At 69.4% G+C, this 14,030-nt stretch carries 14 protein-coding genes; 6 read left to right on the top strand and 8 right to left on the bottom strand.

The annotated features are described in order from the left end of the window. Positions 1 to 58 precede the first annotated feature (58 nt). Both trpD and AB0H21_RS07970 read right to left on the bottom strand, forming a co-directional pair. Entirely contained in the window at positions 59 to 1,132 is a 1,074-nt protein-coding gene (trpD, locus tag AB0H21_RS07975) for an anthranilate phosphoribosyltransferase (RefSeq protein WP_358513297.1), read from the bottom strand. Positions 1,133 to 1,154: 22 nt separating this feature from the next. After that, positions 1,155 to 1,553, bottom strand: coding sequence for a hypothetical protein (locus tag AB0H21_RS07970; protein ID WP_358514204.1), 399 nt, complete (start codon positions 1,551 to 1,553; stop codon positions 1,155 to 1,157). Positions 1,554 to 1,734: 181 nt separating this feature from the next. Here AB0H21_RS07970 and AB0H21_RS07965 point away from each other — a divergent pair, with 181 nt between their 5' ends. From AB0H21_RS07965 to AB0H21_RS07950, 4 genes are read left to right on the top strand one after another with little or no spacing between them, the layout of a single operon-like run. After that, positions 1,735 to 2,361 carry a heme-copper oxidase subunit III gene (locus AB0H21_RS07965; protein ID WP_358513295.1) on the top strand — a complete coding sequence of 209 codons (627 nt, stop codon included), beginning with the start codon at positions 1,735 to 1,737 and terminating at the stop codon, positions 2,359 to 2,361. Positions 2,362 to 2,378: 17 nt separating this feature from the next. Further along, entirely contained in the window at positions 2,379 to 3,209 is an 831-nt protein-coding gene (locus tag AB0H21_RS07960; protein WP_358513293.1) for a c-type cytochrome, read from the top strand. Further along, positions 3,202 to 4,362 carry a Rieske 2Fe-2S domain-containing protein gene (locus tag AB0H21_RS07955; RefSeq protein ID WP_358513291.1) on the top strand — a complete coding sequence of 387 codons (1,161 nt, stop codon included), beginning with the start codon at positions 3,202 to 3,204 and terminating at the stop codon, positions 4,360 to 4,362. Before AB0H21_RS07960 ends, AB0H21_RS07955 begins: the two co-directional genes overlap by 8 nt. After that, a complete protein-coding gene (locus AB0H21_RS07950; RefSeq protein ID WP_358513289.1) occupies positions 4,359 to 6,005 on the top strand; it encodes a ubiquinol-cytochrome c reductase cytochrome b subunit in 1,647 nt (548 codons plus the stop codon). Before AB0H21_RS07955 ends, AB0H21_RS07950 begins: the two co-directional genes overlap by 4 nt. 96 nt (positions 6,006 to 6,101) lie before the next feature. Here the strand turns inward: AB0H21_RS07950 and AB0H21_RS07945 are convergent, their stop codons facing one another. From AB0H21_RS07945 to coxB, 4 genes are all read right to left on the bottom strand, one after another. Further along, positions 6,102 to 7,247, bottom strand: coding sequence for an Ig-like domain-containing protein (locus AB0H21_RS07945; RefSeq protein ID WP_358513288.1), 1,146 nt, complete (start codon positions 7,245 to 7,247; stop codon positions 6,102 to 6,104). A gap of 326 nt (positions 7,248 to 7,573) precedes the next feature. Then, on the bottom strand, positions 7,574 to 7,969 hold the full coding sequence (locus tag AB0H21_RS07940) for a cytochrome c oxidase subunit 4 (RefSeq protein ID WP_358513286.1): 396 nt from the start codon (positions 7,967 to 7,969) through the stop codon (positions 7,574 to 7,576). Continuing rightward, on the bottom strand, positions 7,966 to 9,636 hold the full coding sequence (gene ctaD / locus AB0H21_RS07935; RefSeq protein WP_358513284.1) for a cytochrome c oxidase subunit I: 1,671 nt from the start codon (positions 9,634 to 9,636) through the stop codon (positions 7,966 to 7,968). Before ctaD ends, AB0H21_RS07940 begins: the two co-directional genes overlap by 4 nt. Then, on the bottom strand, positions 9,633 to 10,385 hold the full coding sequence (gene coxB, locus AB0H21_RS07930; protein WP_358513282.1) for a cytochrome c oxidase subunit II: 753 nt from the start codon (positions 10,383 to 10,385) through the stop codon (positions 9,633 to 9,635). Before coxB ends, ctaD begins: the two co-directional genes overlap by 4 nt. Positions 10,386 to 10,669: 284 nt before the next feature. Between coxB and AB0H21_RS07925 the strand changes: the two genes are divergently transcribed. Both AB0H21_RS07925 and AB0H21_RS07920 read left to right on the top strand, forming a co-directional pair. Next, positions 10,670 to 11,803, top strand: coding sequence for an aminotransferase class V-fold PLP-dependent enzyme (locus tag AB0H21_RS07925; RefSeq protein WP_358513280.1), 1,134 nt, complete (start codon positions 10,670 to 10,672; stop codon positions 11,801 to 11,803). A gap of 40 nt (positions 11,804 to 11,843) precedes the next feature. Then, positions 11,844 to 12,131 carry a sulfurtransferase TusA family protein gene (locus AB0H21_RS07920; RefSeq protein ID WP_358514202.1) on the top strand — a complete coding sequence of 96 codons (288 nt, stop codon included), beginning with the start codon at positions 11,844 to 11,846 and terminating at the stop codon, positions 12,129 to 12,131. Between the two features lie 166 nt (positions 12,132 to 12,297). On the opposite strand, the gene AB0H21_RS07915 is transcribed toward AB0H21_RS07920, so the two are convergent. Both AB0H21_RS07915 and erpA read right to left on the bottom strand, forming a co-directional pair. Further along, the gene (locus tag AB0H21_RS07915; RefSeq protein WP_358513278.1) at positions 12,298 to 13,284 is read right to left on the bottom strand and encodes a carbohydrate kinase family protein; all 987 of its coding nucleotides are present in this window, start codon (positions 13,282 to 13,284) and stop codon (positions 12,298 to 12,300) included. 348 nt (positions 13,285 to 13,632) lie between these two features. Further along, positions 13,633 to 13,986 (bottom strand): iron-sulfur cluster insertion protein ErpA, encoded by a 354-nt coding sequence (gene erpA, locus AB0H21_RS07910; RefSeq protein ID WP_358513276.1) that lies wholly within the window; start codon positions 13,984 to 13,986, stop codon positions 13,633 to 13,635. Positions 13,987 to 14,030 lie beyond the last annotated feature (44 nt).

Here is a 14,030-nt window from a genome sequence, read left to right as displayed (position 1 = left end):
AGCCGAGCACCAGGGCGGGCGGCGCGGTCGCGCAGCCCGGCCGGCGTCCTGCGGAGGGTCAGGACTTGTGGGAGCGGCTGATGTCGACCCAGCGTGCCAGCGTGTCGGCCGCGCGCCCGGAGTCGACGGCCTCGGCGGCACGCGCGTACGCCGAACCCATGGCCGCGACAAGGGCCTCGCCCGGGGCGCCGGACTGGGCGACGCCGGGGGTGAGTGAGTCGAGACCGACCAGGGCGGCGGCCGCGTTGAGCAGCACGGCGTCGCGCACCGGCCCGGTCTTGCCCCCGACCAGGTCGCGGACCGCCTGGGCGTTGAACTCGCGGTCGCCGCCGCGCAGCGCGTCCGGCTCCGAGCGCGGGACGCCGATGTCCAGCGGGTCGAAGCCCGTCTCCACGGCCGTGCCGTCCCCGACCACCCAGACCGTCGAGGTCGTGGCGGTGGACAGCTCGTCCAGCCCGTCGTCGCCCCGGAAGACCAGCGCGGACACGCCCCGCTCGGCGAAGACACCGGCGACGACCGGCAGCATGCGCGCGTCGAACACGCCGATCGCCTGGGCCGTCGGGCGGGCGGGGTTGGTGAGCGGGCCGAGGAAGTTGAAGACCGTGGGCACGCCGAGATCCTTGCGGGTGGGCCCGGCGTGGCGGAACGCGGGGTGGTAGACCGGCGCGAAGAGGAACGTGATGCCGGCGTCGGCGGCGGTGCGCGCGGCGGCCTCCGGCGACAACTCCAGGACGACGCCGAGGTGTTCGAGCACGTCGGCGGCCCCGCAGGACGAGGAGGCCGCGCGGTTGCCGTGCTTGACCACGCGCGCCCCGGCCGCCGCCGCGACGATGGCGGCCATCGTCGAGACGTTGACCGTGTGGGCGCGGTCGCCGCCGGTGCCGACGATGTCGACCGTCGGGCCGTCGATCTTCAGGGGGGTGGAGTAGTCGAGCATGGCGCGCGCGATGCCGGCCACCTCCGCGACCGTCTCCCCCTTGGCGCGCAGAGCCGTGACGAAGCCCGCGATCTGGGCGGACGTCGCGGACCCGGACATGATCTCGCTCATGGCCCAGGCGGTCTCGTCGGCGCTGAGGTGCTCGCGGGACAGCAGGGCGGTGAGCAGCGCGGGCCACGTGGTGCGCGCGTCCATGGGGGTCTCCGTCAGTGAGAGGTCAGTGAGAGGAGATGCGGGTTTCCGAGCGGCGCCGCATGAGGCCGGCGACGGCCTCGGCGAGCGCGATGGGGTCGATCGGCTGGGCCACGACGGCGTCGGCGCGCGACCAGTCGGCGAGCCAGCGGTCGTCGCGGCGCTCGACGATCACGCAGATCGGCGGGCAGTCGTACACCTCGTCCTTCGCCTGGCGGCAGACGCCCATGCCGCCGGCGGGGACGGCCGCGCCGTCCAGCACGGCGACGTCGATCTCGCCGGAGTCGAGCCGCTTGAGGACGGCGGGCTGGGTGGCGCACTCGATGATCTCGACGAGGGGCACGTCTGCGGCCGGACGCCGTCCGATCGCCAGCCGCACCTTCTCGCGGGTGCCCGCGTCGTCGCTGTAGACGAGAACCCTCATGCTCACGGTCGCGCTCACTATCGATTGACGAGGTATGGTCACCAAGGATGCTACCGGTCCCCGCCGACGGAATCCCAGACGAGTCACACTTGGCGTGGATCCGGGCGTATGTCCGGTTTATTCGAGTGAAGTGCCCCTTAGCGGGGGGTCGTGCGGCGACCCGGCCATCACAGCCGCAATAATGCTGCGCGTGGCGACAGCATCCGCAATCACGACGACGACAGCCCCATCGTCCCGCAGGCCGAACCTGGTCAGCGTCGGCACGATCGTCTGGCTGTCCTCTGAGCTCATGTTCTTCGCGGCGCTGTTCGCGATGTACTTCACGATCCGGTCGGTCAGCCTCGGCCTGGACAGGCCATGGCCCACTCTTCCCGAGGGCGTCCACCTGGACGTCCCGTACGCGCTTGTCAACACGATCGTTCTGGTCCTGTCGAGTGTGACGTGCCAGCTGGGCGTGTGGGCCGCCGAGAAGGGGCAGGTCAGGAAGCTCCGGTTCTGGTACGTCGTCAGCTTCCTCATGGGCGCGTGGTTCGTCGGGGGTCAGCTGTACGAGTACCACAACCTTGTGGAAGAGGGCCTGACCCTGTCGTCCAACGCCTATGGCTCGGTCTTCTACCTGACCACGGGCTTCCACGGCCTGCACGTGACCGGTGGCCTGATCGCGTTCCTGTTCATGCTGGGACGCACGTACGCCGCGAAGCGCTTCACCCATGAGCAGGCCACCAGCGCGATCGTCGTGTCCTACTACTGGCACTTCGTCGACGTCGTCTGGATCGGCCTCTTCGCGACCATCTACATCATCAAATGATCGGAACGAGGATATCGGTGAACTCGATCACCGCACGGAGGCGGCATCCACTCGCGCGATATGCCGTCCTCCTTCTGGCCCTGAGCCTCCTCGGAGGGGTGTACGCCCTGCTGATGCCCGGAGGCGACCGGGCTGACGCGGCGATCGCCTCCGGCAGGGCGGACGACGTGGCCGCGGGCAAGGAGCTGTTCGCGGCGCACTGCGCGAGCTGCCACGGCCTCAACGCCGAGGGCTCCTACGCGCCCGGCGGTGCCTCGGGCCCGAGCCTCATCGGCGTCGGCGCCGCCGCGGTGGACTTCCAGGTCTCCAGCGGCCGCATGCCGTTCGCGAACCCCGGCCCCCAGGCCCCGCGCAAGCGTCCCCCGGAGTGGGTGAACCCCGACACCGTCAGGCAACTCGCGGCGTACGTGCAGTCGCTGGGCGGCGGCCCCACCAAGCCCTCCCTGGAGGCCGTCGACCCCTCCAAGGGCGACCCGGCCAAGGGCGGCGAGCTGTTCCGGGCGAACTGCATCCAGTGCCACAACTTCGTGGGCGCCGGCGGCGCGCTGACCTACGGCAAGTACGCGCCGTCCCTGGAGCCCGCCTCGCCGACGCAGATCTACGAGGCGATGGCCACGGGCCCGCAGGCGATGCCGGTGTTCAACGACAGCACGATCACCCCCGAGCAGAAGCGCGACATGATCGCCTACATCGTGGGCGTCCGTCACGAGCCGAACCCGGGCGGTAACGGCCTCGGCCGCATCGGCCCGGTCACCGAGGGCCTCGTGGCGTGGGTCGGCGGCCTGAGCCTGCTGATCATCGCCGCCATCTGGATCACCGCGAAGAAGCGGCAGGTCAACCATGACTGACAATCCGAATGAGATCGAGCCGGGTGGGATCGAGCCGGGCGAGAGCCCGCGGGTTCCGCGGCGCGTCATCGGCACGCCCCCGCCGCGCGGCGGCGACTCCCTGCTCGGCCCCGACGCGGGCGCGCGTCCCCAGGGCAACGGGCACGCCGCGGCCGTCGCGCACGGCGAGCACGACGAGCACGACGAGCACACGGCCGACGAGCCGGTGGTAGGCGAGGTCAAGTACCCCGACCCGGCGGACGCCCGCAAGGGCGAGCGCCGGGCCTCGCTGCTGTTCCTGCTGACGTTCGTCGCCGCGGTCGGCTTCGTGGCGTCCTACGTGATCTTCCAGGTCGGCTCGGTCGAGAAGACGGCGACCTCCAACCTCGCGCTCGGCGGCTCGCTGGCCGTCGCGCTGCTGTCGCTGGCGGCGGGGCTGGTGGTCTGGGCCCGTCAGATCATGCCGAAGTACACGCTGGTCCAGCAGCGCCACCCGATGGCCTCCGGCTCCGCGACGCGCGAGGAGGTCGCCAAGACCTTCCTCGAGGGCGCGAACGAGAGCGGGCTGCTGCGGCACAAGATGCTGCGCCGCACGCTCCTGCTGGCGTCGGCGCCGCTCGGCCTGCTGCCGCTGGTGCTGCTCAAGGACCTCGGCCCGCTGCCCGGCACCTCGCTGCGGCACACGGTGTGGAAGAAGGGCCTTCGCCTGATGGTCGAGGGGACCCGCCAGCCGATCCGCGCGGCGGACTTCAACTCCCCCGGCGGCATCCTGTCGGTGGTGCCGGAAGGGCACGAGGACGACCTCAACGCCCTGGCGAAGGCCACGCTGATCCTCATCAAGTTCAGGCCCGAGGACCTCAAGCCCGGCGTCAACCTGAACTGGACGCATGACAGCATCGTCGCCTACTCCAAGATCTGCACCCACGTGGGTTGTCCGGCGGCGTTGTACGAGCAGACGACGCACCACATCCTCTGCCCGTGCCACCAGTCCACCTTCGACGCGGCCGACGGTGCCAAGGTCATTTTCGGCCCTGCGGCCCGTCCTCTGCCCCAGTTGCCGATCGGTGTCGACAACGAGGGGTACCTGATCGCACAGAGCGACTTCAACGTCCCGGTGGGCCCGAGCTTCTGGGAGCGCGGGGACGCGGAGGCGGAAGCTAGGGGGCAGGCATGAGCCTGGACACCGTTCCGAAGCCCATCGCCGGCGCGTCGACCTTCCTCGACGATCGCCTCGGCGCCGGGAACTTCCTCAAGCGCAACCTTCGCAAGGTCTTCCCGGACCACTGGTCGTTCCTGCTCGGTGAGATCGCGCTCTACTCGTTCATCATCCTGCTCCTGACCGGTACGTTCCTGACGTTCTGGTTCAAGCCGAGCATGGGCGAGGTCGTCTACAACGGCGCGTACGAGCAGCTCGTGGGCGTCCACATGTCCGAGGCCTACGCGTCGGCGCTGCACATCAGCTTCGACGTGCGCGGCGGCCTGCTGATCCGTCAGATCCACCACTGGGCGGCGCTGCTGTTCGTGGCGGGCATGATGGTGCACATGCTCCGCGTGTTCTTCACCGGGGCGTACCGCAAGCCGCGTGAGCTCAACTGGATCATCGGCGTGCTGCTGCTCACGCTGGCGCTCGCGGAGGGCCTCACCGGCTACTCCCTGCCGGACGACCTGCTGTCCGGCGCGGGCCTGCGGATCACCGAGGGCGTCGCGATCTCGATCCCGCTGGTGGGCACCTACATCACGTTCTTCCTGTTCGGCGGGGAGTACCCCGGCGAGGACGTGATCTCCCGGTTCTACAGCCTGCACATCCTGCTGATCCCGGGCATCCTGCTGGCGCTGATCTCCGCGCACATGATCCTCATGTGGGTGCAGAAGCACACGCAGATGCCGGGCAAGGGCCGCGCCGAGACCAACGTGGTCGGCGCGCCGTTCTACCCGACCTTCATGATCAAGGCGGGCGCGTACTTCCTGTTCACGTTCGGCGCCCTGGCGCTGCTCGGAACGTTCGCCCAGATCAACCCGATCTGGCTGTTCGGCCCGTACACCCCGGCGGACATCTCGGCGGGGTCGCAGCCCGACTTCTACATGGGCTTCCTGGAGGGCGCGCTGCGGTTGATGCCCGCCTGGGAGATCAACTTCCTCGGGCACACGCTGCCGCTGAGCGTGCTCATCCCGGCCCTGGTGCCCATGGGCATCATCATGACCGGCCTGGCGCTCTACCCGTTCGCCGAACGGTGGATCACCGGGGACGACCGTGAGCACCACATCGCCGACCGGCCGCGCAACAACCCGCACCGCACCTCGATCGGCATCTCGGCGATCGCGTTCTACGGCATCCTGTGGCTGCTGGGCGCCAACGACGAGATCTCCTCGACGTTCCACATCCCGCTGTACACCACGACCGAGGTCGGCCGCATCGCCATCTTCGTCGGGCCGGCCATCGCGTACTTCGTGACGTACCGCTTCTGCATCGGCCTGCAGCGCAGGGACCAGGAGACGCTGCTGCACGGCGTGGAGTCCGGCGTCATCAAGCGCCTGCCCCACGGCGAGTACATCGAGGTGCACGTTCCCCCGGCCGCGGACCTGGCGGCCCACGTCCAGGGCAAGAAGCACATCCCCTCCGTCGAGGCGTCCCCGGACGGCGAGGGCGTGCCCCCCAAGGGCATGCGCAACCCGCTCGGGCGGCTCAGGGCCAAGCTCAGCCAGACCTACTCGGCCGACGCCGAGTCGATCTCGCTGGAGACCGACGGTCACCACGGCGAGGGCCACGGCCACGCCGGCGTGGGCGCGGGGAACGAGTCCAAGTCCATCGGCCACTGAGGTCGCTGGGACCTGCAGAGCTGGACGTACAGAGGGGGCCCGGGCGGCATCGCCCAGGCCCCCTCTTTCTGTGTGCGCCGTGCCGAGGAGCGGCCGTCAGGACGTCACCTTCTTCTTCGACTCGCTCGCGGGGATGCCGGTGCTGGGTTCGTGGTGGGCGGTCAGGGCCTCGGTGGTGAAACCGGAGCGCAGGCCGCTCCACCGGAGCCACTGCTGCCAGGGCTCCTGCCAGTGCCCCCATCCGTTGCCCGGGTCGAGCTGGCGCGGGGAGCCGCTCACGATGATCGGGTCGCCGATGAGCGTCGTCTCCTTGAACCACTTGGCGTTGGACGGGCTGATGTTGATGCAGCCGTGGCTGACGTTGGAGTTGCCCTGGGAGCCCACCGACCAGGGCGCGCCGTGGACGTACTCGCCGGTGTCGGAGATCCGCACGGTGTCGTACACGGTCTGGCTGTAGTACCCCGGCTGGCCGGGACCGGCGTCCGGGGAGGTCATCGTGGTGACGTCCTCCCGCGACATCGCCAGGTGGACGCCGTTGGTCGTGTAGTACTTCCAGGAGCCGCCCTGACCGGCGCTGAGGGGCACCGACCTGACGACATTGCCGTCGCGCCTGATCGTCATCTGGTGGCTCGTGGTGTCGGCATGGCTGATCTGCGCGCGCCCGATCTCGAACTCGCGGACGTAGTCCTGCCCGCCGTACATCCCGGGCCCGCCGCGGACGCCGGCCAGGTGGGCGATGAGCTTGACCTTGGTGTGCGCCGGCCACCACTGCTTGGGACGGAAGGACACCGACTTGTCGTCGAACCAGTGCCACGCCCCCTCGACCGGCTTGGACGCCTGCACCATGAGGTTGCGCTCGACCGACACGCGGTCGGTGATGGGCTGGTCGAAGGTCAGCATGATCGGCATGCCGATGCCGACGGTGAGGCCGGTGATGTCCTTGTTGGGAAGGATCTTGTGGACGGCGAACACCTTGGTGGCCTTGAGCGTGGAGAACTCGCTGGTCACCTCCTTGGTGCCGCCGGGCCCCACGGCCACAGCCGTGATCTTGTAGGTCTCGCCCGGGGACATGGCGCGCTTGCTGCGCCACTGGGTGCGGTCCGCGCTCAGCACGCCCTCGACCGGCGTGTTCCCCGACGCCGTGCGCACGCTGACGCTCCTGAGCGCGCCGTTGACGGCTCCGACCGTGACGGGCAGCTCAGGGGCCACCTGGGTGGCCCCGTTGCCCGGAGAGACGCTCACAGCCACGTCCTGACGTGAACCTTCGGCGCCCTTCTGGGTGCCGGAACTCGCACAAGCACTTGCCAGAAGCAGGGCCAGCGCCCCCGTGCCAAGGGCGACCACCCGGATTTCGACGTGTCCCACGTGACGTCTCCCCCGTCTCCGATGGATCACTCCTTGGGAGTTATTACCCGGTTACACCCGGTCGCGTACCGCGCCCGATGGGAGAAAGGCGGGTACGACACGCCAAAAAAGAATCGCGGGCGGCGGGCGGTCCCTTGGGGGAACCGCCCGCCGCCCGCGACATGTGGCCTGGCGCCGGGGCGGGCGCGTAGATCAGAGGGCGATCAGTGCGAGAAGTGGCCCCGGTAGTACTGGAAGACGAAGCCGATGCTGGTCATGATCACCGCGAACGCGCCGATGATGAACATCCACCAGCCGATGATGAACCCGACGGTCATCAGGGCGGCGGCGAGGCAGACGAACAGCGGCCACCAGCTCGACGGGCTGAAGAACCCGAGCTCGCCGGCGCCGTCGCTGATCTCGGCGTCCTTCCTGTCCTCGGGCTGGGCGCCGATACGGCGGGCCGTGTAGAGCAGGTAGTAGCCGATCATGAGCGCCAGGCCGACCGAGATGGCCAGCGCGGTCGTGCCCGTCGGCTCCTTGGACCAGAACCAGTACACGAGGTCCACGGCGGCGAAGAAGATGCCGCACAGGACGAACATCCACCCCTGAACCTTCATCGGGCCTCCTCCAGTTCCTTGTCAGGGACGGGCGCGGGCGGGTTGTGCAGGTCGAAGGCGGGGCGCTCCGACCGGATCCGCGGCAGCGACGTGAAGTTGTGCCGGGGCGGCGGGCAGGACGTGGCCCACTCCAGGGAGTTGCCGAAGCCCCACGGGTCGTCGACGAGCACCTTGGGCGCCGTGCGCGCGGTGCGCCACACGTTGTACAGGAACGGCAGCGTCGAGGCGCCCAGGATGAACGCGCCGACCGAGGACACGACGTTCAGGTCGGTGAAGCCGTCCGCCGCCGAGTAGTCGGCGTAGCGGCGCGGGAAGCCTTCGGCGCCGAGCCAGTGCTGCACCAGGAACGTCGTGTGGAAGCCGATGAACAACGTCCAGAAGTGGAACTTGCCGAGCGTGTCGTTGAGCATCTTGCCGGTGAACTTCGGCCACCAGAAGTAGAACCCGGAGAACATCGCGAACACGACGGTGCCGAAGACCACGTAGTGGAAGTGCGCGACGACGAAGTAGGAGTCGCTGACCTGGAAGTCCAGCGGGGGCGAGGCCAGGATGACACCGGTCAGGCCGCCGAACAGGAACGTCACCAGGAAGCCGACCGCGAAGAGCATCGGCGACTCGAACGACAGGTGGCCCCGCCACATCGTGCCGATCCAGTTGAAGAACTTCACCCCGGTCGGGACGGCGATGAGGAAGGTCATGAACGAGAAGAACGGCAGCAGGACCTGGCCGGTCACGAACATGTGGTGCGCCCACACCGCCACGGACAGGCCCGCGATGGAGATGGTCGCGCCGATGAGGCTGATGTAGCCGAAGACCGGCTTGCGGCTGAAGACCGGGAGCACTTCGGTGATGATGCCGAAGAACGGCAGCGCGATGATGTACACCTCGGGGTGACCGAAGAACCAGAACAGGTGCTGAAAGAGCATCGCACCGCCGGTCGTCGAGTCGAAGATGTGCGCCCCGAGATGACGGTCCGCCTCGAGGGCGAGCAGGGCGGCGGCCAGCACCGGGAAGGCCAGCAGCACCAGGATGCTGGTGAGCAGGATGTTCCAGGTGAAGATCGGCATGCGGAACATCGTCATGCCGGGCGCGCGCATGGTGACGATCGTCGTGATGAAGTTCACCGCGCCGAGGATGGTTCCGATGCCGGACATCGACAGACCCATGATCCACAGGTCGCCGCCGAGGCCGGGCGAGGACACGGCGTCCGACAGCGGCGTGTAGGCCGTCCAGCCGAAGGAGGCGGCGCCGTCGGGGGTGAAGAAGCCCGAGACGGCGATCGTGCTGCCGAACAGGTAGAGCCAGTAGCTCACCATGTTGAGGCGCGGGAACGCGACGTCGGGGGCGCCGATCTGCAGCGGCATCAGCTCGTTGGCGAAGCCCGCGAACAGCGGGGTCGCGAACATCAGCAGCATGATCGTGCCGTGCATCGTGAACAACTGGTTGAACTGCTCGTTGCTCACGAACTCGAGGCCCGGCTGCGCGAGCTCGGCGCGCATGATCAGCGCCATGACGCCGCCGATCAGGAAGAACACGAAAGACGTGATCAGGTACAGGTGCCCGATCACCTTGTGGTCGGTGGAGGACATCCACCGGACGATGACGTTCCCCTTGCGGGCGCGCCTCGCGGGGACGCCTCCGTGGAGCGGTTCGCTAGCGGCGGTCACTGGGCACTCCCAGCCTGGTTGACGTACGTGTCGTATTGCTCCTGGGGCACGAGCTTCACCGAGAAGAGCATGCGGCTGTGGTCGACGCCACAGAGCTCGGCGCAGCGCCCGGCGAAGGTGCCGGTCTTGTCGAGCGTCTGGATCTCGAAGACGTTCTTGACCCCGGGAATGACGTCACGCTTGAACAGGAACGCGGGAACCCAGAACGAGTGGTTCACGTCCGGCGAGACGAGGTCGAACTGGACCTTCTTGTTCACCGGGAGCACCAGCTCGGGCTTCTTGGCGGGTGTGCCGACGACGCTGACGGTCTTGCCGTTGTACTCGCTGGTGAAGCGCCAGCTCCACTGGAAGCCCTCGACCTTGACCTTGACGTCGGGATTCTTCGACACCGCGACGATCGCGTTCTCGTCACGCGCGGTGAAGTAGAAGAACACCGCCACCATGATGATCGGGACCGTCGTGTAGAGGATCTCGATCGGCAGGTTGTAGCGCACCTGGGGCGGCAGCGCGTCGGGCGAGTTCTTCCGCTTGCGGTGGAACACGCAGGCCCAGATGATCAGGCCCCAGACGACGACACCTACGGCGAGGGAGGCGATCCAGGCACCGTTCCAGAGATTCTGGGCAATGTCGGCCTCCTTGGTGACACCCTCGGGCATGCCGGCACGAGACCACGTGCCAGGCCCTCCACACGCCGTCAGGGACACCAGCAGCACCGCCAGAGCGGCGGCGCGCGGCACCCTGCGTGCCAACGGGCGCCGTGTAGAACGGCGGGTCGGACTCACGGATCGCCTACTCCACAGTTAAAGCCCAAGAGTCCCCCTCCTGGGCGGTCGTTTCCAGATTCACGATCTCAAACGGGATTCGCGTTCTAAGTTGTCTCACGTCACGCTGGGGGACACATTAGCGCGCACTGGGCCCGCCCTCCTTCTCAGCCCCCGTGAACGTGCCGGGCACGTCGCGACCTGCCCGCTCGCGGCCCCCGCTCCCCCGGCCCGCCGACGCCCGTACCCGGCGCCGGTGCGACCATGAACGCGTGGCGTACTTCGACGCGGCCTCCACCGAACCCCTGCATCCCGCCGCGCGCGAGGCGCTGATCGGCGCCCTCGACGCGGCCGACCCCGCCCGGCTATACGGCGCGGCGCGGCGCTCGCGCATGCTGCTGGAGCGGGCGCGTGAGGAGGCCGCCGAGGTGATCGGCGCGCGGCCGGACGAGGTGTCCTTCACCTCATCCGGCACCCAGGCGATCCACCTCGGGGTGCTCGGGACGCTGCTCGGCCGCCGCCGCGCGGGCCGCCGCATGGTCACCGGCGCCGTGGAGCATTCCAGCGTGCTGCATGCGGGGGCCGTCCACCAGCGCGAGGGCGGCGAGCTGGACGTCGTCGGGGTCGGGCTGACGGGCCGGGTCGACCCGGAGGAGTTCGCGGCGGCCGTGGCGCGGGAGGGCACCGCTCTGGCCTGCCTGCAGACGGCCAACCATGAGGTCGGCACGCTCCAGCCGGTGGCGCGGGTGGCGGAGGCGTGCCGGGCGGCCGGGGTGCCGCTGCTCGTGGACGCGGCGCAGACGCTCGGGCGGCTGCCCGTCCCGCCCGGGTGGTCGGTGCTGGCGGCCAGCGCGCACAAGTGGGGCGGCCCGGCCGGGGTGGGAGTGCTGGCGGTGCGCAAGGGCACGCGGTGGCGCTCGCCGCTGCCGGAGGACGAGCGGGAGCGGCGCCGGGTGCCGGGCTTCGAGAACGTCCCGGCCGTCGTGGCGGCGGTGGCGGCGCTCAAGGCGCGCGTGGCCGAGGCCGAGCGGGACAACGCCCGGCTGTCGGCGCTGGTCGACCGCATCCGCGAGGCCGTGCCCCGGCTGGTGTCCGACGTCGAGGTGGTCGGCGACCCGGTCGAGCGGGCGCCGCACATCGTCACCTTTTCGTGTCTTTACGTGGCCGGTGAGGCGATACTGACAGAGTTGGATAGGTCCGGATTCGCCGTATCGTCCGGTAGTTCGTGCACGGCGAGTACGCTACGACCATCACACGTATTGGAGGCCATGGGAGTGCTCACGCACGGGAACGTCCGGGTGTCCCTGCCCCGGGACGCGTCCGAGGCGGACGTCGACCGCTTCCTGGCCGTCCTCCCGGACATCGTCCGGCGCGTCCGCGCCGCCGTCGGGGTCGAGTCGCCATGAGCGGCCACGTGTCCCGCGCCGGGAAAAGGACGCGGTCGTGATGGCCAGGCGGCGGGACGCCGAGGAGGCTCCGCGTCAGGAGGCGGCCGCGCCGCCCGAGGTGGCGCTGACGATCGACGCGCTCGGGCGCAAGTGCCCGATCCCGATCATCATGCTGGCGCAGCAGATCAACGACGTGCCGATGAACGCGACCGTCGCCGTGCTCGCCGACGATCCCGCGGCGTTCACCGACGTGCCGGCGTGGTGCCGTCTGAAGTCCCACCACCATATGGGCAGCTACGACCTGCCCCAGGGAGGCTGGGCCATCCACGTGCGGCGCAACTACTGACTGTGCCTGTTGCCGCGCCTCCGGCGCGGCGGTTCGGGGCTCCCCTTTTGGCGGCGTTCATCCGCCCTTGCCGACAAGGACTCCAGAACACCGCCGCGCCCCGAACTCTGTTCATGGCCGCGCCTTCGGCACGGCGGGTTCGGGGCGCTTTGGAGGCCCCAGCGGGTCAGGCGTAGTGGCAGGACAGGTGCGAGGCGATCTCGGCGGCGGCCTCGGGGCCGTACGAGGCCGAGAAACGGTCCAGGAAGCCCTGCTTGCCGAGCTTGTACTCCTGGCCGCCGACCTCTTCGAGCACGTGGGTGGCGATGAGGTTGCCGACCTGGCCGCAGCGCTCCAGCGACGCGCCCCAGGCGAGGGCCGACAGGAAGCCCGCGCGGAAGGCGTCGCCGACGCCGGTCGGGTCGACCTTGCCCAGCTCGGGGGCCGGGGGGACGTGGATGGACGGCTCGCCCTTGCGGTCGATGCGCGCGCCCTTCGGGCCGAGGGTGGTCACCCGCACGCCGACGCGCTCCAGAACCTCTTCGTCCGACCAGCCGGTCTTCTGCTCGACCAGGGCCTTCTCGTAGTCGTTGGTGAAGAGGTAGGCCGCGCCCTCGACCAGCGACTTGATCTCGTCGCCGCCCATGCGGGCGAGCTGCTGGGAGGGGTCGGCCGCGAAGGGGATGCCGCGCTGGCGGCACTCGTCGGTGTGGCGGAACATCGCGTCAGGGTCGTTCGGGCTGATCAGCACCAGGTCGAGGCCGTTCACGCGGTCGGCGACGGGCTGCAGCTCGATCTCGCGCGCCTCGGCCATCGCGCCGGTGTAGAAGGACGCGATCTGGTTGTGGTGCTCGTCGGTGGTGCACAGGAATCGGGCCGTGTGGCGTGTCCGGGAGACGTGCACCGAGTCGCAGTCGACGCCGTGGCGCTCCAGCCAGGAGCGGTAGTCGGCGAAGTCGTCGCCGACCGCGCCCACCAGGAGCGGCTTCAAGCCCAGGCAGCCCATGCCGAACGCGATGTTGGCGGCCACGCCCCCGCGCCGGATCTGCAGATCGTCGACGAGGAAGGACAGTGAGACGCGGTCGAGCTGCTCGGCGATGAGCTGTTCCCCGAAGCTGCCCGGGAACGTCATCAGATTGTCGGTCGCGATGGAGCCGGTGACGGCGATGCGCACGGGTCGCTCTCCTCGTTTTCAGCCACGGCCGTCGGCCACGGTCGGCGTCGGTCAGCCTCGTTGAGCTCGCCAAGAATATGACACGGAAACACCGGCCATAGCGATACGACCGCGCCGCCGACGATCTTGATCGGCCCGTCCGGGCGGCTCGCGCCAAAATTGTGGCTTTCGTCACCTGCGGGGACGCGGAGACCCCCTAGAGCTCCCAGGAGCGCGGAGCGACCTCGGGACCGTCCCGGGTGGGGTGGCCGGCCGGCGGGCATGCCCGGCGAGACCCGAACCGCCTCCGGGCATGCCTGAACCCCGCCCGGCGATCTCCCTCCGGGCGGGGCGGTGGCGACCCGTTCTTTAGTTGAACGAGTCGCCGCAGGCGCAGGAACCCGTGGCGTTCGGGTTGTCGATCGTGAAGCCCTGCTTCTCGATCGTGTCGACGAAGTCGACCGTGGCGCCCGTGAGGTACGGAGCGCTCATGCGGTCGGTGACGACACTGACGCCGCCGAAGTCGGAGACGACGTCCCCGTCCATCGAGCGGTCGTCGAAGAAGAGCTGGTAGCGCAGGCCGGAGCAGCCGCCGGGCTGCACCGCGACACGGAGCTGGAGGCCCTCCTCACCCTGCTGCTCGAGCAGGCTGCGCACCTTGGCCGCGGCCGCGTCGGTCAGCATCAAGCCCTGCTGCGTGGTCTCGCTGCTCTCAACCGTCATCTGTTGACTCCCCGTCTGCCCCAACGCCCCCACGAGGGGACGGT

It is taken from the genome of Sphaerisporangium sp. NPDC051011 (assembly GCF_040653595.1).
Taxonomy (GTDB): Bacteria; Actinomycetota; Actinomycetes; order Streptosporangiales; family Streptosporangiaceae; genus Sphaerisporangium.
The sequence above is the reverse complement of the archived record's forward strand: the minus strand, read 5'-3'. Positions and strand labels throughout refer to the sequence as shown.

What these genes read in the sequence shown, in the direction of transcription:
- trpD (WP_358513297.1), bottom strand. Translation starts at nt 1,132, where the DNA reads ATGGACGCGCGCACCACGTGGCCCGCGCTGCTCACCGCCCTGCTGTCC.
- AB0H21_RS07970 (WP_358514204.1), bottom strand. Translation starts at nt 1,553, where the DNA reads ATGAGGGTTCTCGTCTACAGCGACGACGCGGGCACCCGCGAGAAGGTG.
- AB0H21_RS07965 (WP_358513295.1), top strand. Translation starts at nt 1,735, where the DNA reads ATGCTGCGCGTGGCGACAGCATCCGCAATCACGACGACGACAGCCCCA.
- AB0H21_RS07955 (WP_358513291.1), top strand. Translation starts at nt 3,202, where the DNA reads ATGACTGACAATCCGAATGAGATCGAGCCGGGTGGGATCGAGCCGGGC.
- AB0H21_RS07950 (WP_358513289.1), top strand. Translation starts at nt 4,359, where the DNA reads ATGAGCCTGGACACCGTTCCGAAGCCCATCGCCGGCGCGTCGACCTTC.
- AB0H21_RS07940 (WP_358513286.1), bottom strand. Translation starts at nt 7,969, where the DNA reads ATGAAGGTTCAGGGGTGGATGTTCGTCCTGTGCGGCATCTTCTTCGCC.
- AB0H21_RS07920 (WP_358514202.1), top strand. Translation starts at nt 11,844, where the DNA reads ATGGCCAGGCGGCGGGACGCCGAGGAGGCTCCGCGTCAGGAGGCGGCC.
- erpA (WP_358513276.1), bottom strand. Translation starts at nt 13,986, where the DNA reads ATGACGGTTGAGAGCAGCGAGACCACGCAGCAGGGCTTGATGCTGACC.